The 23,769-nt window shown below is 36.9% G+C and carries 25 protein-coding genes; 2 read left to right on the forward strand and 23 right to left on the reverse strand.

Features of this window, described 5'->3' with window-relative positions; all coding sequences use genetic code 11:
- Positions 1-12 precede the first annotated feature (12 nt).
- The 8 genes from MKY76_RS23400 to rpsF all read right to left on the reverse strand — a co-directional run bounded on the left by MKY76_RS23400 (position 13) and on the right by rpsF (position 7,717).
- A complete protein-coding gene (locus MKY76_RS23400; protein ID WP_004233375.1) occupies positions 13-1,302 on the reverse strand; it encodes an adenylosuccinate synthase in 1,290 nt (429 codons plus the stop codon).
- 244 nt (positions 1,303-1,546) lie between these two features.
- Positions 1,547-2,908: a replicative DNA helicase gene (gene dnaB / locus MKY76_RS23405; RefSeq protein WP_004233370.1), complete on the reverse strand. Its 1,362-nt coding sequence runs from the start codon at positions 2,906-2,908 to the stop codon at positions 1,547-1,549.
- Positions 2,909-2,921: 13 nt separating this feature from the next.
- A complete protein-coding gene (gene rplI / locus MKY76_RS23410; RefSeq protein WP_004233368.1) occupies positions 2,922-3,368 on the reverse strand; it encodes a 50S ribosomal protein L9 in 447 nt (148 codons plus the stop codon).
- Positions 3,368-5,338 carry a DHH family phosphoesterase gene (locus MKY76_RS23415; protein WP_004233367.1) on the reverse strand — a complete coding sequence of 657 codons (1,971 nt, stop codon included), beginning with the start codon at positions 5,336-5,338 and terminating at the stop codon, positions 3,368-3,370. Before MKY76_RS23415 ends, rplI begins: the two co-directional genes overlap by 1 nt.
- 13 nt (positions 5,339-5,351) lie before the next feature.
- Positions 5,352-6,293, reverse strand: coding sequence for a YybS family protein (locus MKY76_RS23420; RefSeq protein ID WP_066038355.1), 942 nt, complete (start codon positions 6,291-6,293; stop codon positions 5,352-5,354).
- 249 nt (positions 6,294-6,542) lie between these two features.
- Positions 6,543-6,779 (reverse strand): 30S ribosomal protein S18, encoded by a 237-nt coding sequence (rpsR, locus tag MKY76_RS23425; RefSeq protein WP_012296211.1) that lies wholly within the window; start codon positions 6,777-6,779, stop codon positions 6,543-6,545.
- 40 nt (positions 6,780-6,819) lie between these two features.
- Positions 6,820-7,386 carry a single-stranded DNA-binding protein gene (gene ssb, locus MKY76_RS23430; RefSeq protein WP_048395233.1) on the reverse strand — a complete coding sequence of 189 codons (567 nt, stop codon included), beginning with the start codon at positions 7,384-7,386 and terminating at the stop codon, positions 6,820-6,822.
- Positions 7,387-7,429: 43 nt separating this feature from the next.
- On the reverse strand, positions 7,430-7,717 hold the full coding sequence (gene rpsF / locus MKY76_RS23435) for a 30S ribosomal protein S6 (RefSeq protein WP_016992320.1): 288 nt from the start codon (positions 7,715-7,717) through the stop codon (positions 7,430-7,432).
- Positions 7,718-7,893: 176 nt separating this feature from the next.
- Between rpsF and MKY76_RS23440 the strand changes: the two genes are divergently transcribed.
- Complete coding sequence (locus MKY76_RS23440; RefSeq protein WP_103119041.1) at positions 7,894-8,463, forward strand: DUF3267 domain-containing protein; 570 nt, start codon at positions 7,894-7,896, stop codon at positions 8,461-8,463.
- A 67-nt stretch (positions 8,464-8,530) separates the two neighbouring features.
- On the opposite strand, the gene MKY76_RS23445 is transcribed toward MKY76_RS23440, so the two are convergent.
- The 4 genes from MKY76_RS23445 to MKY76_RS23460 form a co-directional block, all read right to left on the reverse strand.
- A complete protein-coding gene (locus MKY76_RS23445) occupies positions 8,531-9,571 on the reverse strand; it encodes an acyl-CoA dehydrogenase (protein ID WP_342557228.1) in 1,041 nt (346 codons plus the stop codon).
- Positions 9,572-9,656: 85 nt separating this feature from the next.
- Positions 9,657-10,757, reverse strand: a complete 1,101-nt coding sequence (ychF, locus tag MKY76_RS23450; RefSeq protein ID WP_016994923.1) for a redox-regulated ATPase YchF — start codon at positions 10,755-10,757, stop codon at positions 9,657-9,659.
- Between the two features lie 97 nt (positions 10,758-10,854).
- Entirely contained in the window at positions 10,855-11,055 is a 201-nt protein-coding gene (locus MKY76_RS23455; RefSeq protein ID WP_048395226.1) for a DUF951 domain-containing protein, read from the reverse strand.
- Between the two features lies 1 nt (position 11,056).
- Complete coding sequence (locus MKY76_RS23460) at positions 11,057-11,929, reverse strand: mechanosensitive ion channel family protein (RefSeq protein ID WP_342546954.1); 873 nt, start codon at positions 11,927-11,929, stop codon at positions 11,057-11,059.
- 91 nt (positions 11,930-12,020) lie between these two features.
- Here MKY76_RS23460 and yyaC point away from each other — a divergent pair, with 91 nt between their 5' ends.
- Positions 12,021-12,653 carry a spore protease YyaC gene (yyaC, locus tag MKY76_RS23465; protein WP_048395222.1) on the forward strand — a complete coding sequence of 211 codons (633 nt, stop codon included), beginning with the start codon at positions 12,021-12,023 and terminating at the stop codon, positions 12,651-12,653.
- Here yyaC and MKY76_RS23470 read toward each other — a convergent pair.
- The 11 genes from MKY76_RS23470 to rpmH form a co-directional block, all read right to left on the reverse strand.
- Complete coding sequence (locus MKY76_RS23470) at positions 12,573-13,286, reverse strand: DUF554 domain-containing protein (RefSeq protein WP_048395220.1); 714 nt, start codon at positions 13,284-13,286, stop codon at positions 12,573-12,575. The two genes, yyaC and MKY76_RS23470, sit on opposite strands and share 81 nt — an antisense overlap.
- Before the next feature lie 78 nt (positions 13,287-13,364).
- Positions 13,365-14,213: a ParB/RepB/Spo0J family partition protein gene (locus MKY76_RS23475; RefSeq protein WP_115673215.1), complete on the reverse strand. Its 849-nt coding sequence runs from the start codon at positions 14,211-14,213 to the stop codon at positions 13,365-13,367.
- Positions 14,206-14,967 (reverse strand): AAA family ATPase, encoded by a 762-nt coding sequence (locus MKY76_RS23480; protein WP_048395216.1) that lies wholly within the window; start codon positions 14,965-14,967, stop codon positions 14,206-14,208. The genes MKY76_RS23475 and MKY76_RS23480 overlap by 8 nt, the downstream gene beginning before the upstream one ends.
- A 223-nt stretch (positions 14,968-15,190) precedes the next feature.
- Entirely contained in the window at positions 15,191-16,090 is a 900-nt protein-coding gene (noc, locus tag MKY76_RS23485) for a nucleoid occlusion protein (RefSeq protein ID WP_112116943.1), read from the reverse strand.
- A 179-nt stretch (positions 16,091-16,269) separates the two neighbouring features.
- Positions 16,270-16,986, reverse strand: a complete 717-nt coding sequence (gene rsmG / locus MKY76_RS23490) for a 16S rRNA (guanine(527)-N(7))-methyltransferase RsmG (protein WP_342557229.1) — start codon at positions 16,984-16,986, stop codon at positions 16,270-16,272.
- Between the two features lie 115 nt (positions 16,987-17,101).
- Positions 17,102-18,994, reverse strand: coding sequence for a tRNA uridine-5-carboxymethylaminomethyl(34) synthesis enzyme MnmG (mnmG, locus tag MKY76_RS23495; protein ID WP_342557230.1), 1,893 nt, complete (start codon positions 18,992-18,994; stop codon positions 17,102-17,104).
- A 27-nt stretch (positions 18,995-19,021) separates the two neighbouring features.
- Entirely contained in the window at positions 19,022-20,407 is a 1,386-nt protein-coding gene (gene mnmE, locus MKY76_RS23500) for a tRNA uridine-5-carboxymethylaminomethyl(34) synthesis GTPase MnmE (protein ID WP_328013115.1), read from the reverse strand.
- Positions 20,408-20,652: 245 nt separating this feature from the next.
- On the reverse strand, positions 20,653-21,456 hold the full coding sequence (jag, locus tag MKY76_RS23505; protein ID WP_328013116.1) for an RNA-binding cell elongation regulator Jag/EloR: 804 nt from the start codon (positions 21,454-21,456) through the stop codon (positions 20,653-20,655).
- Entirely contained in the window at positions 21,453-22,223 is a 771-nt protein-coding gene (gene yidC, locus MKY76_RS23510) for a membrane protein insertase YidC (protein WP_025115704.1), read from the reverse strand. Before yidC ends, jag begins: the two co-directional genes overlap by 4 nt.
- A 373-nt stretch (positions 22,224-22,596) precedes the next feature.
- Positions 22,597-22,941 (reverse strand): ribonuclease P protein component, encoded by a 345-nt coding sequence (gene rnpA, locus MKY76_RS23515; protein ID WP_048395204.1) that lies wholly within the window; start codon positions 22,939-22,941, stop codon positions 22,597-22,599.
- Positions 22,942-23,041: 100 nt separating this feature from the next.
- A complete protein-coding gene (gene rpmH, locus MKY76_RS23520) occupies positions 23,042-23,176 on the reverse strand; it encodes a 50S ribosomal protein L34 (protein WP_004233310.1) in 135 nt (44 codons plus the stop codon).
- Positions 23,177-23,769 lie beyond the last annotated feature (593 nt).

Consider the following 23,769-nt stretch of genomic DNA (forward strand, 5'->3'; position numbering starts at 1 on the left):
CATTTTATTTTATTATGCTTCCCAAACGTCCACTAACACGTTTGTTTGCTCACGTGCAGGTCCAACAGAGAAAGTAGCAATTTGAATGCCCGTTAGTTCGCTGATACGCTCCACATAGCGGCGTGCATTTTCAGGTAGCTCTTCTAAAGTTCTGCAGCTTGTTACATCCTCAGACCAGCCTGGAAGCTCCTCATAAATCGGCTCACATTGTTCAATAATATGAAGGTTTGCTGGATACTCTGTGATTGTTTCACCTTTATAGTTATAGGCTGTACAAATTTTTACTGTTTCTAAGCCCGATAAAACATCGATAGAGTTAAGAGCAAGATGAGTAATGCCACTTACACGGCGTGAGTGACGAACAACGACTGTGTCGAACCAGCCTACACGACGTGGACGACCTGTTGTTGTACCATATTCGCGACCAACCTCACGAATTTGTTGACCTACTTCATCGAACAACTCCGTTGGGAATGGTCCATCTCCTACTCGAGATGTATAGGCCTTAGATACACCAATAACGCTTGTTACGCGTGATGGCCCAACACCTGCACCAATCGCTACTCCCCCAGCAACAGGATTTGAAGATGTTACATATGGATACGTACCTTGATCGACATCAAGTAAAATTCCTTGTGCACCTTCGAATAGCACTTTACCGCCCTCATCTAGGACATCGTTCAAAATTTTAGACGTGTCCGTAACATACTTAGCAATTTCTTGTCCGTAACCATAGTATTCCTCGAAAATTTCTTCGAATGTTACGCCTTCAACTTCATAGAATTTCTCAAATAACTTATTTTTAATGGCTAAATTATGACGTAGTTTTTCCTCAAAGATTTCCTTATCAAGTAAGTCAGCCATACGAATCCCAATACGTGCTACTTTATCTTGATAACAAGGTCCAATACCTTTACAAGTTGTGCCGATTTTATTGTCTCCACGACTTTCTTCATCCGCAATATCTTGTTTAATATGATAAGGCAAAATCACATGTGCACGATTAGAAATACGTAGATTATCTGTATTAATACCACGCTCTTGTAAACCTTTAAGCTCTGTTACTAATGATTTTGGATTCACAACTAATCCATTACCAATTACTGAAGTTTTATCTTTATAGAAGATCCCTGATGGAATTAAATGTAATTTATAAGTTTCACCATCAATTTTAATGGTATGTCCTGCATTATCTCCACCGGCAAAACGAGCGATGGCATCGGCTTTGTGCGAAAGGAAATCTGTAATTTTACCTTTTCCTTCGTCTCCCCACTGTGTTCCTACAACTACTACTGATGTCATAATCAGCACCTCCGTTAGATACCTTTGTATCTCAATTTTCAAGCCTCAATTATTGTAACAATGATAGAAACAACTCGTCAATAAAAAATAGCGAAAAAACACGAACATAAAATCAAAAAATCTGATTCAACGTTCGTGTTTAATAACAGAATGGTATGAATATTATCGAACATTCAGATTAATTTAATCTAAGGGTAATATTTCATTACTAATAGGCAACTTATCTGAATGACGAGTAACTTGACTAATCACGTGGCGGTGGAGGTGGCATTTGTGACCAATCCACATTAATGAATTTATTGAATTCTTTTTTAAAGGCCAATGTAACAGTTCCTGTTGGACCATTACGTTGTTTCGCAATGATAATTTCGATCATATTTTTATTCTCAGATTCTTTATCGTAATAATCATCACGGTATAAAAACGCAACAATATCAGCATCTTGCTCAATACTTCCCGATTCACGTAAGTCACTCATCATTGGCCGTTTATCTTGTCGTTGCTCAACACCACGAGATAACTGTGATAACGCAATAACAGGTACCTTTAATTCACGGGCTAATCCCTTTAAAGAACGGGAAATCTCTGATACCTCTTGCTGACGGTTTTCTCCTGGCTTGCCGCTCCCCTGAATCAACTGTAAATAATCAATTAAGATCATTCCTAGTCCATTCTCCTGAGCTAAACGACGACATTTTGCACGGATTTCATTGATACGTACACCTGGAGTATCATCAATAAAAATCCCTGAATTCGATAAACTACCCATTGCCATAGTTAGTTTACCCCAATCTTCTGTAGTTAAAGCACCTGTACGTAAAACTTGTGCATCAATATTTCCCTCTGCACAAAGCATACGCATGACCAGTTGCTCTGCACCCATCTCTAAAGAAAAGATTGCAACATTTTCACGAGCTTGTACAGCAACACTTTGCGCAACATTCAATGCAAAGGCTGTTTTCCCTACAGATGGACGAGCAGCAACAATGATTAAATCGTTGCGTTGAAAGCCTGCAGTAATGTTATCTAAATCACGGAAGCCAGTCGGGATACCTGTTACTTCTCCCTTTTGTGATTGCAGTTGCTCAATATTATCGAAAGTTTCCACTAGCACATCTTTAACATGCTTAAAGTCACCTGCATTCTTTCGATTGGCAACCTCCATCATTTTCTTCTCTGCCTCGCCTAATAATGCCTCTACTTCGTCTTCACGTGTATAGCCGTCCTCGACAATTTTCGTAGCCACTCGAATCAATCGACGTAAGAGGGCCTTTTCCTCAACGATTTTGGCATAATGAGCGACATTGGCAGCTGTAGGGACAGCATTGGCGAGCTCTAGTAAATAAGAAAGCCCGCCAACGTCCTCAATCTCTTTTTTAGCTGATAATTCTTCTGTAACTGTTACAACATCTATCGCTTTTCCTTGATCACTCAAGCGCAACATCGTTTCGAAAATTTTCTTATGGGCATTTAAATAAAAATCATCTGCCAATAAAATTTCTGATGCTGTTATTAATGCCTGTGGCTCAAGGAAAATAGCACCGATAACCGATTGCTCCGCCTCCCGGTTATGCGGTGGAACGCGGTCCATCATCGGTTCACTCATGGATTGTCGCTCCTTATTCTTCCGTTACATGTACTTTTAACGTTGCTGATACTTCATGATGTAGTTTTACAGGAACATTTGTAAAGCCAAGTGAACGAATCCCATCAGGTAAAGTCATTTTACGTTTGTCAATTTTAATGCCGTGCACTTTTTGTAATGCATCAGCAATTTGCTTTGTAGATACTGAGCCAAATAAGCGGCCACCATCACCTGATTTTGCTTTTAGCTCAACTGTTAGTGCTTCTACTTTTTCCTTTAATGCTTGTGCTTCAGCTAATTCGGCAGCAGCATTTTTGGCCTCTAATTTCTTTTGCCCCTCTATTTGGCTTAAAGCTTGCGCATTTGCTTCCGCTGCATAGCCATTCTTGATTAAGAAATTTTGTGCATAGCCATCAGCTACGTTTTTAATTTCACCTTTTTTTCCTTTTCCTTTAACGTCTTTTAAAAATACTACTTTCATTAGTCAGAACTCCCTTCAAAGACCTCATTTATGGCCTCTTCTAAATGTTTTTTCACACCATCGATGGATTTAGCATCTATTTGGCAGGCAGCATTCGTTAAATGTCCACCGCCGCCAAGCCTCTCCATAATTAGCTGTACATTGACCTCGCCAAGTGATCGTGCACTTATACCAATTTTGCCATCTGCCCGATGTGCAATGACAAAGGATGCACTAACATCCTTCATCGTTAGTAATATATCGGCTGTTTGCGCAATTAAGACAGAGTCATACACTTTTGATTCCTCACCTACAGCAACAGCTACTCCTGGTTTTACGAACTTAACTGTTTGCACAATTTTGGAGCGCTCTATATATGTGTCCACGTCCTCCTTCAAGAGACGTTGGACCAATACTGTATCGGCACCATTTGTTCGTAAGTAAGAAGCTGCTTCAAATGTACGTGCTCCTGTTCGAAGTGTAAAGCTTTTGGTATCAACGATAATACCCGCTAGTAATGCAGTAGCTTCTAGCATATTAATTTTTGCACGCTTCGGCTGATATTCTAGTAACTCTGTCACTAGCTCTGCTGTGGACGACGCATATGGCTCCATATAAACGAGTGTAGGATTTTCGATAAAGTCCTCACTTCGACGATGATGGTCGATTACAACCACCTTTTCAGCTAATTTCAATAGGTGTGCATCAATTACTAAATTCGGCTTATGTGTATCAACAATAACGAGCAACGATTTCTCAGTCATTTTACCAGCGGCTTCCTCTGGTGTAAGGAAATTTTCATAGAAATCTGATTTACTCTCTATTTCATTCATTAATCGTGTAACGCTACCATTTAATTCATCAAAATTGATAATGACATAACCCTTTACATCATTCATTTGTGCCATTTTCCGTACACCTACAGAAGCACCAATGGAGTCCATGTCAGGATTTTTATGTCCCATAACAAACACTTGGTCACTGTCTTGAATTAAATCGCGTAATGCATGTGAAATAACGCGCGCTCTAACACGTGTACGTTTTTCGACTGGATTTGTTTTTCCACCATAGAATTTAAGTTTTCCAGTAGGTTGCTTTATCGCCACTTGGTCTCCACCCCGTCCTAATACAAGATCAAGACTGGATTGTGCCAACTCACCAAGCTCCACTAATGAGGATGATCCAGCTCCTACACCAATACTTAATGTTAATGATAAATTCTTTTGAGCTGTTTTTTCTCGAATGGTATCTAATATAGCAAATTTTTTCTTTTCTAGCTCCGTTAAAATGGATTCATTTAAGACTGCTAAGAAACGATCTGATGATATTCGTTTGACAAATACACCATGCTCTGCAGCCCATTCATTGACAATTGAAGTAACCATTGTGTTGGTTAAACTACGTGGTTGATCGTCCATGGCTTGCGTGATTTCATCGTAATTATCTACAAACAATATAGCGATTACTGTACGGTCTGCATAGTATTGCTTTTCAATGGCAATCTGTTCAGTTATATCAAAGAAATACAGTAGTCGTTCCTCTTTTTTATAATAAACACGATATTTCCGATCACGTAGTGTAATCGTCGCCTCATTAGTCTCCTCGGTCTTCATTAATACATAGATGTCATCAGATATATTTACAATACCTTCTCCAACTAATGATTCCATATTTAAAATGCCTTGCATATATGGATTAGACCATTCGATTTCATACTGCTCATTAACCAGCAGTATCCCAATTGGCATTTCAAGCAGTGCCTCTTCCCCCACTTTTTTCATACGGAAGGAGATAGATTCAATGTGCTTTTCTGTTTCCTCAAAAGCTATCTTCTCTACTTTCCATGTGTAGGCCATCAGTAAAACAAAACCTACACCATAACCGATACCTATCCCGATATTCCAAATACATAGAAGCACGAACGTCACAGTTCCAAATATGGAAAGAACAAAAAGCGGATAGCGAATTGGTCGTTTTCTAAATGTCCCCATTACAATCAGCCCCTTATTCTTTAGTCTTCCCCTTTACAAGTGAACGTACGTCAAAACCTAAATCAACAATACCGAGTAAGATCATAAAGGATGATAATGGAATTGCTAATAAAGTTGCTACCCATTTAACTCCATTTGGCATCCCCTTTTTAGAGATAAAATAATGGATAAAAGATATTCCTTGTAAAATCAGTAACAACCATAAAATATAAGAAACATTTAATACAATAATATCTAGCGTAGATCCAGCCTCAGGACGCATGAATAAATTAATACATAAAACAATCATGTAATACCATAAAATAGAGCGTGGTAATCTCATATTTTGGAATGGAGCAAATTTTGGAACATCTACCCCTAGTCGTTTTAGAGCTGGTAAATTGACTGTAATGATAATAAATGCAGCAAAAAATGCTGAGATTGTTATCGTTGCAGGCATAGTCAGTTCAATTGTTTTAAACATTGCCTCAAGCTGCTCTGGATTAATGGCTACTTGGCCTGTTACATTCTTCGCAAATTCATTAGATTGCTCATAATTTTTACGTGCCATCTCTAAACTCATGCTTATGAAGTCAATCCCTGAAAGCTTTACATAAGCAACATAAACAATTGCCATCGAAAGGAGATTAGCAATCCCCGTTGACATAAATAAATAAAGCTTACTCTTCTTCAAATAAATGGCGTTACCCATAACGACACCTACTAGCCCTAAAATAAAGGCAAATGGCAGCATGGATATTCCACTCGTTATAGTGGTTAGGATACAGCCTACTATTGCTACGAGTATTGATGTGGAACGCTTGTAATTTGCGCTATACCAAGCAATCGGTAGTGGAGCGAATAATAAAGCTACTATAAAGATGAATGGTACATATGCAGAAATTAGCATCAAAATTGTAAAAAGTGCAACCATCATTGAGCCTTGTACAAGCGCTTTTGTTTGATTATTCGGCATTGAAAACCTTCCTTTTTTTCAGTCAAACTTACTACCCTTTATTGTACCATTTTTTCATAGTATTGAACAAAAATCACTTAGATCACTATGTACATTGTCATTATTTTTTCAATTTTAATTCGAACTTTTACCTAAGTAGCTGATAATTTTCTTTTTAACCATAACAAAAAACCAGCATACCGATACGAATATCGTAATATGCTGGTAGTTAAAATTGATGTAAGGTCAGTTACCTTAACGTCATCAATCTTATTTATCTTCTGCTACGAATGGAAGTAATCCCATGATACGAGATACTTTGATAGCTGAAGTTAATTTACGTTGGTACTTAGCGCTAGTGCCAGTTACGCGACGTGGTAAAATTTTACCGCGCTCAGAGATGAATTTTTTTAATAAATCTACATCTTTATAGTCGATATGCGTAATGTTATTAGCAGTGAAGTAGCAAACTTTACGGCGTTTGCGGCCTCCGCGACGTGGTGCCATAGTGTGTCTCCTCCTTATCTTTTTTTATCATTTAGAAGCATTAGAATGGAAGATCATCCTCAGATACTTCTATTGGCCCTTTGCTATTTGCAAATGGATCCTCATCTACACGTGTATAATTTGGCTGATTCATAGGTGGTTGATTTTGCTGATACGAATCGCCGCCATAGGAACCCTGCCCTGGCATAGCGCCACCAAACTGTTGTTGTGGTTGACCACCGCCATATGACGGTTGGTTATTACCGTAAGTTTGTCCACCATATTGAGGAGCAGGAGCACCGCTACCATTACGGGGTTCTAAAAACTGTACGCTATCCGCCACGACATCTGTTGTGTATACTCGCTTACCATCTTGTCCTTCATAACTGCCTGTCTGGATACGACCTTCTACCCCAATTAAACTTCCTTTTCGCATGAAGTTCGCTAGGTTTTCAGCCTGTTTACGCCAAGCAACACAGCTAATGAAATCAGCTTCGCGTTCACCTTGTTGATTTGAGAATGCACGGTTTACAGCTACTGTAAATCTTGTAGACGCAACTCCATTCGGTGTATAACGTAGCTCAGGATCTTTTGTTAGTCTTCCAACTAATACGACACGGTTAATCATCAGAATACAACCTCCTTTTCAGCGTTTTGTAAAAAATTAATTATTAAGCTTCTTCGCGAACTGCAATGTGGCGAATGATGTCTTCGCTGATGTTAGCAAGACGTGTATACTCGTTGATTGCATCTGAAGTAGCGTTTACTTTTACGATTTGGTAGTAACCTTCGCGGAAGTCTTGAATTTCATAAGCTAAGCGGCGTTTGCCCCACTCTTTTGATTCGATGACTTCTGCACCGTTAGAAGTTAACATTTCGTTGAAACGTTCAACTAAAGCTTTCTTCGCTTCGTCTTCAATGTTCGGACGTACGATGTACATTAATTCGTATTTTCTCATCTGTTTACACCTCCTTATGGACTTAGGCTCTCCTAATTAAGGGAGCAAGGAGCAAGTAATTAATTATTACTCACATCAATGAATTGTAACATATAGGTACATGTCTTTCAAGTCACAAACTAATAATTCGTTATATAATGGCAGTATATTTCATTATCTATGAAAGGAGTGCCTTCATGTTAACCAACGATAAGGAGCCTATCGTTATCGAATTAGATTTAAAGAAGTTAATGATCGACAATTTTGTGATTACAAGTGGTCTTGTCATATTATTTATTGCCATTCAATATATTTGCTTTAAAGATTTCCATTTTTCTTTTTGGAAGATGATTGGTGGCACAGCACTATTTGTTGTGCTGTATATAATTTTTATTATCCTACACGAGGCTTTTCATTTAATTGGCTTTATGATTTTTGGCAGAGTTCCCTTTAAAGCTTTAAAATATGGCATAAATTTAGAGCAAGGTATTGCCTATGCAACTACTGAGCAACCTCTCCCCAACCATGCTATGAAAAAAGCTTTATTACTGCCATTCTGGACGACTGGAGTACTTCCAACCATTGTTGGGTTTTATCTTAACAGTACTGTTTTAATATTGATAGGGGCGGTATTAATAGCTGGAGCTGTAGGCGATTTTGCCATGTATAAAGAGCTACGTAAATATCCACGTAATGCTATCGTACAGGATGATCCTAAATTACCAAAGCTGTATGTTTATCTATTGCAGGAAAAGGATCATCATTAAAATAAGACTACATAATTAAATAGAATCTGTAGATTAGAAATGAACAACTACAGATTCTATTTATACTTTAAGGAGTTAAAAATCCATGCTGGGCTGCTGTATATAAATTTCTCCAAATACGGTTAATCGTAGATGTTTCTGTAATAGCATCCATACCAAGACAGCGTATTAAATTATTCGCTATCTCTAAGCAAGCAGCAGCTATATCCTTAGCCAATTGAGTAAATTGTGATAATTCCTCTTCCGTTAATTGTTCACCTTTTTGATGCTGTTGCCAAAAGACAGATAATGTTGCATAAAACTGTTCCTCGCATTGCTTGAAACGTTTATGCTGCTGCATCCATAAAAATTGGAAGGCTCCAATTCGCTCAGTTCTGCTTCCATCATGATTTCGTTGCTTCATTAAAGCAAAAGCTTCTTCTAAAAAATTCTCTGTCATCCCAAGACAAACGCCTAAAAAGGAAGCCTCTGCAAAAGTGGTAAATGGAAAGCTATGTACTGAATTGCCATAATCATTTCTGATGACCCCTAATTGAAAAGTAGCTTCCTGTGGTACCCAAACATTGTTTACACGGATTGTATGACTAGCTGTTGCCTTTAAACCCATTGCAGACCAATCATTCAAAATTTCTACATCATGTGGATTTACTGAGCAGCTAATAATTTTTTCGGTTTTGATACCATCTTCTTCAATTAAACAATTCATCGTAAATGTTGATGCATAATTAGAACCACTACAATACTTCCATTGCCCTGTTACATAATAGCCTCCAATTGTTTTTACAGCTATCCCTGTTGGATATCCACTACCTGCTATAACTGCTTCTTTAGGAGAATAGATTTTTTCACAAATTTCCTTACTGAATGTTGGAATAAATGCGTTTCCACCTGTACCAATAGTAATGAGCCATCCAAAATTGCCATCAAGTGCAGACATCTGTTGAAATATCTTTACACCTTCTACTAAATTTAAATCCATACCACCTAATTCTCTTGGAGTGAACAATTTGAATAATCGTTGTTCATAAATATAATCTAAGACATCTTGTGGTAGCATCCCCAGTTGCTCAAACTCTAAACCACGTTCCTTAATTTGCACAGGATTCATTCATAAGTCGCCTCCATACATTAAAAATTCTGATAACTACGCAATCGAAAAAGGGCAACCATTTTAGATTGCCCTTGTAAGTTTTTTATACATTAAAGCGGAATAACATAATATCGCCATCTTGTACTTCATATTCTTTACCTTCAAGACGTACTTTACCAGCTTCCTTAGCCGCTGCTTGCGAACCTGCCTCAAGAAGATCATCATATGCCACTGTTTCTGCACGAATAAAGCCGCGCTCAAAGTCAGTATGAATAATACCTGCACATTGAGGTGCCTTCATTCCTTTACGGAACGTCCAGGCACGTACCTCCTGTACACCTGCAGTGAAGTAAGTAGCTAGTCCTAATAAGTCATAAGAAGTACGAATTAGTTGATCTAAACCAGATTCTTTAATTCCTAATTCTTCCAAGAACATAGCTTTTTCTTCATCATCTAACTCAGAGATTTCTTCTTCGATTTTTGCACAAATAGTAATGACCTGTGCACCTTCAGCGGATGCATACTCACGTACTTTTTTCACATACTCGTTGTTGTCTGCATCTGCTACTTCATCTTCTGAAACGTTTGCTACATAAAGCATTGGTTTTATTGTTAGCAGATGAAGACCTTTAATTACCTTCAATTCATCATCTGATAGCTCAGCTGCTCTAGCTGGTTTACCGTTTTCTAGTTGCTCTTTAATTTTTAGAAGCACTGGCTCTTCTATCATAGCCTCTTTATCTTTTTGTTTCGCCATTTTGCTAACTCGTTGTAAACGTTTATCCACAGATTCTAAGTCAGCTAGTGCAAGCTCTAGATTAATAACTTCAATATCGTCAATTGGATCTACTGCACCAGAAACGTGAGTAATGTTTTCGTCTACAAAACAACGTACTACCTGACAAATTGCGTCTACTTCACGAATATGAGCTAGGAACTTATTTCCTAATCCTTCACCCTTGGAAGCACCTTTAACAATTCCAGCGATATCTGTAAATTCAAATGCAGTTGGCACAGTTTTTTTCGGTACCACTAATTCTGTTAATTTATCTAAACGTGCATCAGGTACTTCAACTATACCAACGTTTGGATCAATCGTTGCGAATGGATAGTTTGCAGCCAATGCGCCCGCTTTTGTTATTGCGTTAAATAATGTTGATTTTCCAACGTTAGGTAAACCAACGATTCCAGCTGTTAATGCCATGGATGGACACAACCTTTCTATACTCAGTTCAAATTTTCTCTCTTATAACCTTATCTATTATATTGATTCACCCAGAAAAAGTCTAATATGCCTGATGTTACGACTCTTCCGCAGAAAATAAAACCTTTTTCATTTTTTTCTCAAATTCACGACGTGGAATCATGACACTATGCTGACATCCTTCGCATTTGATACGTACATCCGCCCCCATACGAATAATTTTCCATTTATTAGTACCGCATGGATGTTGTTTTTTCATTTCAACAATATCGTTTAAACCAAATTTTTTTGCCTCCATCTTACACACTTCTCCCCTCATCTTTGCCATAGAACATCATTTTTGGATAGGCCATTGGTATATTATTTTCTTCAAAGAGTTTCGTAATATCGCGGCGTATGGTACGTGCTACTCCATATTGTTGCTGCGGTAATGTTTCAGCAGCTATACGAATGGTTACTTCTGTCCCTTTCACATTTTGCACACCTAGAAATACCGGAGCTGCAATTAATTCTTTATGCATCTTAGGCAATGTCTCTAAATACTTATTAATAACCCCTTCTGCTTTCTCAAAATCAGCATCCGCGGCCATTTGTAAATCTATAAAAATTTTGGAGTTGTTAACAGAATAATTGACGACTTCGCCTATGGCACCATTGGGAATGATGAACTGTTCACCAGTAGCACCATTAATTTTTGTTGTACGTAAGCCAATTTCTACAACTGTACCTTCTGCAGCATTTATTTTTATATAATCGCCTACACCAAACTGGTCTTCAAAAATAATAAAGAATCCAGTAATAACATCCTTTACTAAGCTTTGAGCACCAAAACCTATTGCTAAACCAACAATTCCTGCACCCGCTAATAAACCTGCTACCTTTATATTTAAGGAAGAAAGTATACCAATGATTGCAGAGAAATAAACGACATAGGAAATCACGCTTTGTAATAATCTTGAAATTGTTCGTTGGCGTCGCTCTGAGTGGCTCAATGGTGAACGCATACGGATTAAAAACACCTTTTTAATAAATTTTTTACCTAATCTTACAGCGATCCACGATACTAATAGAATGAGCAAAATTTCTATAGATGCATCAATAACCTTTTCCCAAAGATCCTCAGATGTGAGCTTGTCCCAGTATTTTTCCATTAACTTTTTATTCTTTTCCATCATTACCACCTCTTGAATAACTTGCTAAAAATTTGCGTATACTGCATAAAAATTGAGCACTTCTAAAAATAAAAAGAAAGTGAGTTTTTTTATGAATACTATACCAAATTTGTTACTACCTTATTCCCTTCATCATGAGAGTAAAAATGCTGTTTGGCAATTAAGTACATTATTTTTAGAACATATACCGTTTCATCATGAAAGACTAATTTTTTGTTGTATTGGCAGTGACCGATGTACGGGTGATACACTTGGTCCATTAACTGGTAGCTTTTTAAAAAAATCTGTTAGCTTTCCTTATGAAATTGTAGGTTCCTTAGAAGACCCTTTACATGCTCTAAACCTAGATTCTACAATGCAACAGCTACACAATCATACTACAAAACCATTCATTATTGCGATTGATGCCTGTCTCGGCAGTGAGCAAAATGTTGGTCATATTTCAGTTCAAAGTGGACCCATTTTCCCTGGAAAAGCTGTAAAAAAAGAATTACCCCCAATTGGAGACATTTCCGTGAAAGGAATCGTCAATATTGGAGGCTTTATGGAAATGCTTGTTTTACAAAATACCAGACTTCATATTTCTTATGCAATGGCTGAAAAGCTTTCAAGAGCATTATTACTGGCTGCTCATCGTTATTCACTAAAAAATGTAGAAGATAGCCACCATAATACCAACAATGACGATACCTGGAAGCAAGTTAGCAGCTTTGATCTTAGCTAAGCCTGCAATGTTTAACCCTATTGCCATAATCATAACCCCGCCAACAGCCGTCATTTCTGTAATGAACATTTGTAGTGCGGCATCAGGGATAAAGGAACTTATAACACCTGCAAAAAGAGCTATTAATCCTTGATAAACAAAGACAGGTACAGCGGATAGCATTACACCTATACCTAATGTCGAGGCTAGAATAATGGATGTAAATCCATCTATTAATCCTTTAGTAATGAGTACATTATGATCATTACGAAGACCACTATCAAGAGCACCTATAACAGCCATTGATCCTACAACAAAAATTAGGGAGGCAGTTACAAAGCCCTCTGCTATGCTAATTTGATTTTGGTCATCCCGTTTTGTACGAAATAAACTCTCTACCCATTTACCTAGACGATTCATTTGTTTATCTAAATCTAACCACTCACCTATTACTGTACCTACCACTAAACTTACTACCAATATAATAAAATTATCACTTTCAAAGCCCATTTTTATCCCTAATAATGTGACGGCTAAACCAATAATAGAAAGAACCGTAGATTTCATAGATTCAGGAAGATTTTTAAAAATGCGCCCTACTAATGCTCCTACTATAATTAACACAGCATTTATTAATGCCCCTAGTAATACCACACTTAAGCCTTCTTTCTCTCTAAAAAATAGAGAGCGCCTATTTGCTTGGCGCTCTGATTAAGTTATAGAAATATTATTTTATTCTTCTTGTATGTTTAATATTTCCAATATTCGTTCTAAATCATCTTCAGAATAAAATTCAATTTCTATTTTCCCTTTATTGCTTGTTTTCTTTATTTGAACATTTGTTCCAAAGTAGTCTCGTAATTGTGACTCCTTTGCCGTTACAAAGATATCTTTTTTCTTAGGAGGGATTGTTTCACGTGAAACTTCTTCATTTAAGTTTTGCACTAATAATTCAACTTGACGTACGTTCAATCCTAAATTTATTACCTTATTAGCCACTTCTGATATTCTTCTTTTATTTTTTAAGCCGAGTAATGCCCGTCCCTGCCCCATCGATAAAGTTCCATCATTCATCAGTTTACGTACATCTTCTGGTAATGCCAGTAGCCGAACGTGATTGGCAATATGTGGTCTACTTTTTCCTAATCGCTTCGATAACTCTTCCTGAGTTAAATGTAAGTTTTCCATTAAACTCTGATAGGCTTCTGCTTCTTCAATAACAGTTAAATCCTCACGTTGGAGATTTTCTAAAATAGCAAGCTCCATCATTTGTGCATCTGTTAGCTCTTTTATAATGACAGGAATAACCTCGAGGCCAGCTAATAGACAAGCTCTGTAACGACGCTCTCCCGCAACAATTTCAAACTTGCGTGCTTTTTTACGCACAGCAATTGGTTGCAAAATTCCATGTTCTTTAATAGAATCAGCTAATTCTTGTAAACTTTCTTCATCGAAAATTTTACGTGGCTGAAATGGGTTCGCAACAATTAAATCTAATTGGATTTCTTCCACTTGACCACTGTGTTCTAAAGACTCTCCTGGAAATAATGCCCCAATACCCTTTCCTAGACCTTTAGCCATTTTTAATCACTTCCCTCGCCATCTCTAAATAAACTTCTGCACCTCTAGATTTTGCATCATAAGTGATGATTGGTTGACCATGACTTGGTGCCTCACTTAATCGCACATTACGGGGGATTATTGTTTTATATACTTTATCTTGGAAATATTTTTTCACTTCCTCAATAACTTGTAAGCCTAAGTTTGTGCGTGCATCTAGCATTGTTAATAAAACGCCATCGATGTAAAGCTGTTGATTCAAATGCTTTTGAACGAGGCGAACTGTTGATAGTAATTGACTTAATCCTTCCAATGCATAATATTCACATTGTACAGGAATAATAAGCGCATCTGAAGCTGTTAACGCATTGATTGTTAAAAGCCCTAAAGATGGTGGACAGTCAATAATTATATAATCGAAATCCTCTTTCACATTTTGTAAAGCATGTTTTAAACGTACTTCTCTGGAAATAGTCGAAACCAATTCAATTTCTGCACCTGCAAGTGAGATAGTTGCTGGCACGATAGATAAATTTTCAACATTTGTTTTTTGAATGACATTTTGAACATCTTCATCATCAATGAGCACATCATAAATACAACCCTGTATTTCTCCTTTATTAATACCAAGTCCACTTGTTGTATTCCCCTGCGGATCAGTATCAATTAAAAGCACTTTCTTACCTAAGTATGCTAGGCAAGCGCTCAAATTGACCGAAGTTGTTGTTTTACCTACGCCACCCTTTTGATTGGCGATTGCTATAATTCTACCCATTTAAAAGCACCTGCTTTCATCTATCAAAGTTTACTTTGACAAATCATTTGTAAAATCACTATTTAATCCGCTATCTAACTTTCATTCTATCAAAAAATTTGAAGAGAGTTGTATAAAATATTAAGAATAAATACAAAAAAGGAGATATCTCTATTAATCTTCTGAGATATCTCCCCTGTACAGTGATAAATTTGATCATAAATTATTTTTCTAAAATAATTTATTACACTTTTTTCTTTTTAGGAATCTTCACTGTAATTTGATAGTATTCTTCTGTATCTTCTTCTTCAGTTTTCACCGTAATCCCACTTTTCGTTACCATCGTTAAAGACTGTTTGATGGTATTCAAAGCAATACGTACATCTTTACTTATAGCTTTACGTTTCGGTTTAGCTTTCTTTGGAATTGATTCTTCCTGCTCATCAACTATAGGATGTAATATAGCCTGGATTTGCTCCTCTAACTGTCGCACATTCCAATCATTTTCAATTGCTAGCTGCAAAATTTCTAGTTGCAATGGTTGATCTTTAATAGCAATTAATGCACGTGCATGTCGTTCAGATATTTTTCGCTTCAAAATAGCTTGCTGTACTTCATCTGGCAGCCTTAATAAACGTAATTTGTTGGCTACAGTGGATTGTCCTTTTCCAAGTCTTTGGGCAAGAGCTTCCTGTGTTAGCTCATGAAGCTCTAATAATTTTTGATAGGCTACCGCTTCTTCAATAGCAGTTAACTCCTCACGCTGCAAGTTCTCTATTAACGCAATAGATGCTGTTTCCTTATCAGTTAAATTACGTACAATAGCAGGGACTTCTGTCCATTGTAGCTTTTTCATCGCTCGATAACGACGCTCACCAGCGATAATTTCATATTGATTGTCTGATGTTTTACGTACAACAATTGGCTGAATCACACCATGTGTATGAATGGTTCTTGATAATTCTTCAATTTTTTCATCATCAAAAATAGTACGTGGCTGAAAACGGTTAGGTACAATTTGATCAATAGGCAACTTTATGACTTCTTCCGCTGCATGAACCGCCTCTGCTTGTTCTACTTCATTTTTCACAATAGGCTCTGTTTTACTTCCGCCTCCAAAAAAACGTGAAAAAGGACTTTTCATCCAAGTGGCACCACCTTTAAGTAACTATCTTGCTCTGTGTCATTCTATTATTATTTATTATATTTCTTTAAATGTATATAGTTCATAGATGTCTTTTGCGTGAACCATCCATAACTAGTATGTATGCTCAAAATAGAAAAAATATTTTCCACTTTGAGAAGTTTCACATGAAACACTAATTATTGAATCGGTGTTTTATTTGGTACACCTGGCTTACGCGGATATTTTTTCGGTGTTCCTTTTATTTTATCAAATATATATAAAATGCGTTCACTTTCTTCAACAGGTAGCTTGAAAGAAAATTCCTCTCTCAGTTTAACACCCAATGTTGTTAAAGCTTTTTTAGCATCCTTTAGTTCTTCTGCCCCTGCTGCGGCTTTTAAAGCAACAAAATATCCATCTTGTTTCGCTAAAGGTACACATAACTCTGCTAGAACGGATAAACGAGCTACAGCTCGTGCTGTTACCACATCAAATTGTTCGCGGTATTTTAAATTTTGGCCAAACTCTTCCGCTCGAGCATGTACAAAATGCATATTCTCTAATTGTAACTCATCACTTAAATGATTTAAAAAGGTAATTCTTTTATTTAAGGAGTCGACAATTGTAACTTGTAAATGCGGGAAACAGATTTTAATTGGGATACTTGGGAAACCAGCTCCTGCCCCAACATCACAAACAGTTATGACTTTTGAAAAATCAAAGTAAAATGAAGGACTAATCGAATCGAAGAAATGCTTTAAATACACGCCTTCTAAATCTGTAATGGCAGTTAAATTCATCTTTTCATTCCACTCAACAAGTAATTCAAAATACTTTTTAAATTGAGCAATCTGTATATCAGAAAGTTCGATACCTTTCTCTTTCAGAGCCACAATAAATTGTTGTTCGTTCATGTAAAGTCTCCTTTGTTGATCTAGCTATACAACTCCAACTAATAGTATAGCTTTAAAAATAGGAAGCGGGCACAATGGTATGCCCGCCTCTTATTCACTTTACTGTTGTTGATGATCAGCTGCTTACTTTCGCAATTTTACCTTGTTCAATATAAACAAGCAGAATTGAAATATCAGCTGGATTAACACCAGAAATACGAGAGGCTTGCGCAATAGATAGAGGTGTAACTTGTTTTAATTTTTGACGCGCTTCTGTTGCTAAACCTGAAATAGCATCGTAATCAATATTCTCAGGAATTTTTTTGTTTTCCATTTTGTGTAGTTTCTCTACCTGTTGCAATGCTTTTTCGATATAGCCTTCATATTTAAGCTGGATTTCAATTTGTTCTTTCACTTCATCCGCCAATTCGATTTCTGCCGGAATTAAAGAAGAAATTAACTCATAATGCATTTCAGGGCGTTTTAATAAATCTGCACCACGTATACCGTCTTTTAATTTACTACCACCAACAGAACGAATAACAGATTGTGTCGCTTCATTTGGCTTAATAATGACTTCACGAAGACGTGCAATTTCATTTTCAATCAGCTCTTTTTTCTCATTGAAACTAGCATATCTTTCTTGTGGAATCATCCCCATATTGTAAGCTAACTCTACTAATCGTAGATCTGCATTATCATGACGTAATAGTAAACGATATTCTGCACGAGATGTTAATAAACGATATGGCTCATTTGTTCCTTTTGTCACTAGGTCATCGATCAAAACGCCAATATAAGCATCCGAACGGCTCAAAATTAATTCGTCTTTACCTAGTACATTAGCAGCAGCATTCATGCCCGCCATTAAGCCTTGCGCGGCAGCTTCTTCATAGCCAGATGTACCGTTGATTTGGCCCGCTGTATATAAGCCTTTAATACGTTTTGTTTCTAAAGTTGGCCATAGTTGTGTTGGCACAATTGAATCGTATTCAATAGCATAACCAGCGCGCATCATTTCCGCATTCTCTAAGCCAGGTATAGATTTTAGTAAACGTGTTTGAACATGCTCTGGTAGGCTTGTTGACAAACCTTGAACATAAACCTCACGTGTATTGCGGCCTTCTGGCTCTAAGAAGATTTGGTGTCTTGGCTTATCATTAAAACGTACAACTTTATCTTCAATAGATGGGCAATAACGTGGACCTGTCCCTTTAATCATCCCTGAATACATCGGTGAAAGATGTAAATTTGCTTCAATAATTTCATGAGTTTCAGGGCTTGTATATGTTAACCAGCAAGGTAGCTGATCCATGATGAATTCAGTCGTTTCAAAACTAAATGCACGTGGAACATCATCACCTGGTTGAATCTCTGTTTTGTCATAATCTATTGTTCGATTATTCACACGTGGTGGTGTACCTGTTTTAAATCGAACTAGATCAAAACCTAGCTCTTTTAAATTATCAGCTAAGCGAATTGACGGTTGTTGGTTATTAGGACCACTTGAATATTTAATATCACCAATAATGATTTCACCACGTAGGAAAGTACCTGTAGTCACGACAACTGTTTTAGCACGATAAACGGCACCAATTTGTGTAATGACCCCTTTTACTTCCCCATCCTCAATAATTAACTCTTCAACCATCCCTTGATGGATTGTTAAGTTTGGTGTTTCTTCTAATACTCGTTTCATTTCTTGCTGATACAAAACTTTGTCCGCTTGTGCGCGCAATGCACGTACAGCTGGGCCTTTACCTGTATTCAACATTCGCATTTGAATATGCGTTTTATCTATCACTTTCCCCATGACGCCTCCTAAAGCGTCAATCTCACGTACGACAATTCCTTTGGCAGGACCACCAATAGATGGATTACATGGCATAAATGCAATCATATCTAAATTGATTGTTAGCATTAATGTGTTAGCACCCATTTTAGCTGCGGCATGTGCAGCTTCTGAACCTGCATGACCAGCACCAATCACAATCACATCAAACGTGCCTGCCTCATATTTTGTTGGCATGCTCGTACCTTCCTTTCTTTCTGAAAATTATTTTCCTAAACAGAACTGAGAAAATAGTTGATTGATGAGGCTTTCTTGAACAGTATCACCAATGATTTCGCCAAGTATTTCCCATGTTCTTGTTACATCAATTTGTACCATATCAACTGGTACACCGTTCTGTGCAGCTGCTATTGCATCTTCTACCGTTGCTTGTGCTTGGTGTAGAAGGGCAATGTGTCTTGCGTTTGAAACATATGTTAAATCGCCCGCTTCGATTTGTCCCTCAAAGAATAGTGCAGCAATGGCTTCTTCTAGCTCTGTAATACCTTCCTCTTGTAGCAGAGAAGTTGTTACAATGCGATGGTCACCAGCTAATTCTTTGACACGAGCCAAATCAATTTTTTGCGGTAAATCTGTTTTATTGACAATAACGATGTAATCCATCGCTTCAATTGTTTCGAATAGACGCTCATCCTCAGCAGTTAATTCATCTGCATAGTTTAATACAAACAGAATTAAATCAGCTCCACGAAGAGCTTCCCGTGAGCGTTCTACTCCAATTCGTTCCACAATATCTTCTGTTTCCCGAATACCCGCTGTATCCACTAAACGAAGTGGAACACCTCGGACATTGACGTACTCCTCTATAATATCACGAGTAGTCCCTGCAATATCTGTCACTATGGCCTTATTTTCTTGTACTAAGCTATTTAAAAGTGAAGATTTCCCTACATTCGGACGACCTAAAATAACTGTTGATAATCCCTCGCGTAAAATTTTTCCTTGAGAAGATGTTTGCAAAAGTTTTATAATTTCATTTTTTACCCATGTACATTTCTCTACTAATACAGGTACAGTCATTTCTTCTACATCATCATACTCTGGATAATCTATATTAACCTCTACTTGGGCTAATGTCTCTAGTAAAGCTTGGCGCAAATCACCAATAAGTCTCGATAATTTTCCATCCATTTGACCCAGAGCCACATTCATCGCACGATCTGTTTTAGCTCTTATCAAATCCATTACTGCTTCAGCCTGTGATAAATCAATACGTCCGTTTAAAAAGGCACGTTTTGTGAATTCACCTGGCTCAGCTAACCTTGCTCCATTTGTTAAAGCAAGTTGCAACACGCGTTTGACTGAAACTAATCCACCATGACAGTTTATTTCAACTACATCCTCACGTGTGAATGTTTTTGGCCCACGCATCAGCGATAGCATTACTTCCTCTACTACCTCATTAGTTTTAGGATCGACTAAATGTCCATAATGAATAGTGTGCGAATCTTTGGTTGTTAAACTTTTTCCCCCGGGTGATTTGAATATTTTGTCTGCAATCGTCACAGCCTCGTCTCCACTTAAACGAACGATGGCTATGGCACCTTCACCCATCGGTGTGGATATCGCAGCAATTGTATCGAACTCCATTTAATGACCTCCTCAACGTTATCCACATGTGGATAATCAAAACCGACCAATACTTACTAACACCTTAGACTAACATATTTTCAGCAAAATCTAAAGTAAGGATCATTTCCAAATGTGGATAAAATCAATTTTTCGCTAATCATATTTTCGACAAAATTTGCTACGTTTCATTAAAAAAGGTCATTTTATCTAAAAGATAAAATGACCTTTCAAAATATATTGTCTGTATGATTATGTGAAACAGTCTAATTATTTTTTACGGGTTCTATTACTAAATAACGATTAGGCTCCGTACCTTCTGAATACGTTTCAAGATCTAGACGGTTTGCTAATTGATTATGAATTATCTTTCGTTCGTAAGACGGCATTGGTTCAAATGCCACACGTTGATTTAAGCGTAATGCCTTATCCGCCATTCGATCCGCAAGTAATTCTAAAGCTACTTGTCGACGCTCGCGATAGTTTTCTACATCTAGTTTCACCATTAAGAACTGCTTTGCGCTTTTATTTAATACGAGTTGTGTTAATTGCTGTAAGGAATTTAATGTTTGACCTCGTTTCCCTATAAGCAGGGCAGCTTTCTCACTTTTTAGTTGAAATAATACATATTTCCCTTCGCGTGTCGTAGCAATCTCAAGATCATGAATAGCCAATTGTTCAGCGATATTACTTAAATAAGCCTTTGCCTCTTCAATTGGATTTGCTGAGTCTCCATCCTCAGCTTGTTCTTTAACGACTTGTTGAACTTCTTCCATTTCACTTGGTTGTTCAGAAACTTGTGAACTTAGTGTTTCAACATCATCTAATTCTATTGGTTCATATAATTGAGTTACTACCTGCAATTGCGCATTGTCGCTTTCAATTGTCGGAACCTGAACTTCTTTTACTGTTACACGTACCTCTGCAGAACGTGCACCAAAACCTAAAAATCCTTTTTTACCTTCTTGTAAAACTTCAACATCTACTTGTTCACGGGTTTTGCCAAGTTTCTGTAACGCCAATGAGATCGCTTCTTGTGTTGTTGCGCCTATTTGCGTAAGTTGTTTCACTTTTTAGCCCCTCCATTTTGAGCAGGTTGTGTTTTATCTTTATTCCAAGGTTTATAAATGTACAAGTTTTGGAAAATCGAAATAATGTTTCCGATTACCCAGTATAATGATAATGCAGCTGGTAAGGCCATACCAAAACCAATAATCATGAATGGCATAATATACATCATAATTTTCATTTGAGGATTATCCATTGCTGGTCCTGTACGTAACACGATAAATTGCATTAAGCCAGCTGTAATAGCTAATGCAGGTGCTGGATCTGCTAGCGGGAAGATAAAGAAATTCCCTAAATCAAATGTTGATGTTGCATTCATACGGCTAATTGCATGATAGAAACCAATTAAGATTGGCATTTGAATGATTACTGGTAAGCATCCTGCAAGTGGATTTACTCCAGATTCACTCATTAACTTCATCATTTCTTGCTGATATTGTTGTTGTGTCTGAGCATCCTTAGAAGCATACTTCTTTTGCAGTTCCTTCAATTTTGGTTGAATTTCTTGCATCTTTTTAGAACTCTTTGTTTGTTTGATCATCAATGGCAAAATTGCTAAACGAATAATAATCGTTACGGCAATAATCCCCCATGCATACGTACCTAGCAGATCAGCAAAGTATTTTATTGCTGATACCAACGGCCAAACAATGAATTCATTCCAGAAGCCTGTGCTATCTTTGGAAATTGGTTCATTGAATTCTGTACAACCAGAAAGTAGTAAGGCTACCGATACTAGTGACAAAATTACCCAATGTTGTTTTTTCAACCTTCTTCCCCCTACAATTACTATTCACTTTTTCTTATTCTATATGGTTCTTTTTGTACCGACAGTTTCCTATCACATAATCGGTTTAACGTCAGTAGCCTTATCTTTAATTCAGTCCACTTTTGAGAGTCCTCGATGAAGATAAAGTTATCAGTTATTTTATCATGCCTATAACATTCACTCTACTAAATATTCTAATTACACACACTTATTCCTAAGATAAGTTGTGAATTTTACATATTTTTAAGCGAAAACTCTCGCCACAAATACCCCCGTGTGTATAATTCTCTTACATATAATTTTATGCAAAATCACATATTATTTATTCTATTGCTAACAGTACAGGCGTAATTTCACCACTTGGTTGCATACATTACACTTTTTTCATTACCTTTGCGATTCGTAGTACATGCTGCAAACTTTGTTTCACTTCATGAAAATCCATAGTGGCCGCCGGATGTCTGGCGATAATAACATAATCCATATTCGGCTTTAGCTCATCTTTTAATTCATGAATACTTTGTCGAATATAGCGTTTTACTTGGTTGCGTGTTACCGCATTCCCAAGCTTCTTACTAACTGATAAACCTACACGAAATTCCGTTTGTCCCTCTTTTACTAAAAAATAAACAACAAACTGACGATTAGCGAAAGATTTACCTTTTTTAAACACCTTTTGAAAATCATCATTCTTCTTCACTCGTTGGCGTTTTTTCATTTCTTTCACCTGCTATTAGATAATATCTTTTGATCCTCATTTCTAGGTTTACCAAAAATAAAGAAAAAAAAGACCACTGATGTGGCTCAGTGGACTTATTTTATGCTGATAAAACTTTTCTTCCTTTACGACGACGAGCAGCAAGAACTTTGCGACCGTTTTTCGTGCTCATACGTGCGCGGAAACCGTGTACTTTGCTGTGCTTACGTTTTTTTGGTTGGTAAGTACGTTTCATTTATATAGACACCTCCTGATATGAGTTGAATTTTTCAACATACAGACTCGAATATTATATAAAGTATCTAGTTATTTTGTCAATGAATTTCACAAATTTCTTTTTAATCCGTCGAACTATCTATTTATTCTATTCTCAATTTTCTAGTGTTTGGATCTCTACTAGAAATATTTTTTTCTACATAAACATAAAAATATTTATCCACAGAGTACTTGTTTTTTTTACACAGAGTTGTGTATAGTATTTTTTGCATTATTTTTTATCCACAACAATTATCTACAGGTTTCTCACATAAGCAGTGCTTGTGGACAACTGTAAAGTGCATAACTGCAAGCTATGTGGATAAGTTTCACAAACTATTGAAATAGCTTTGTTTTTCTGATACGATTACTGTGCTTCACTTTGTTGAAAACTAAAACGAACATTTTAATTATCCACAACTGTTAATATGCTGTGGATAATTTTCATCACAGCCTTTGGTTAACTTTTATCCACAACTTGTGATTATGTGGACGAGTTATAAAATGAACGTATTTACAATTCTATAAATGCGATTTTTTTTTGTATTGAACACTGTAAAGGAGATTAGTAGC

The organism is Lysinibacillus sp. FSL P4-0201, from assembly GCF_038593425.1.
GTDB classification, from domain to species: Bacteria; Bacillota; Bacilli; order Bacillales_A; family Planococcaceae; genus Lysinibacillus; species Lysinibacillus capsici.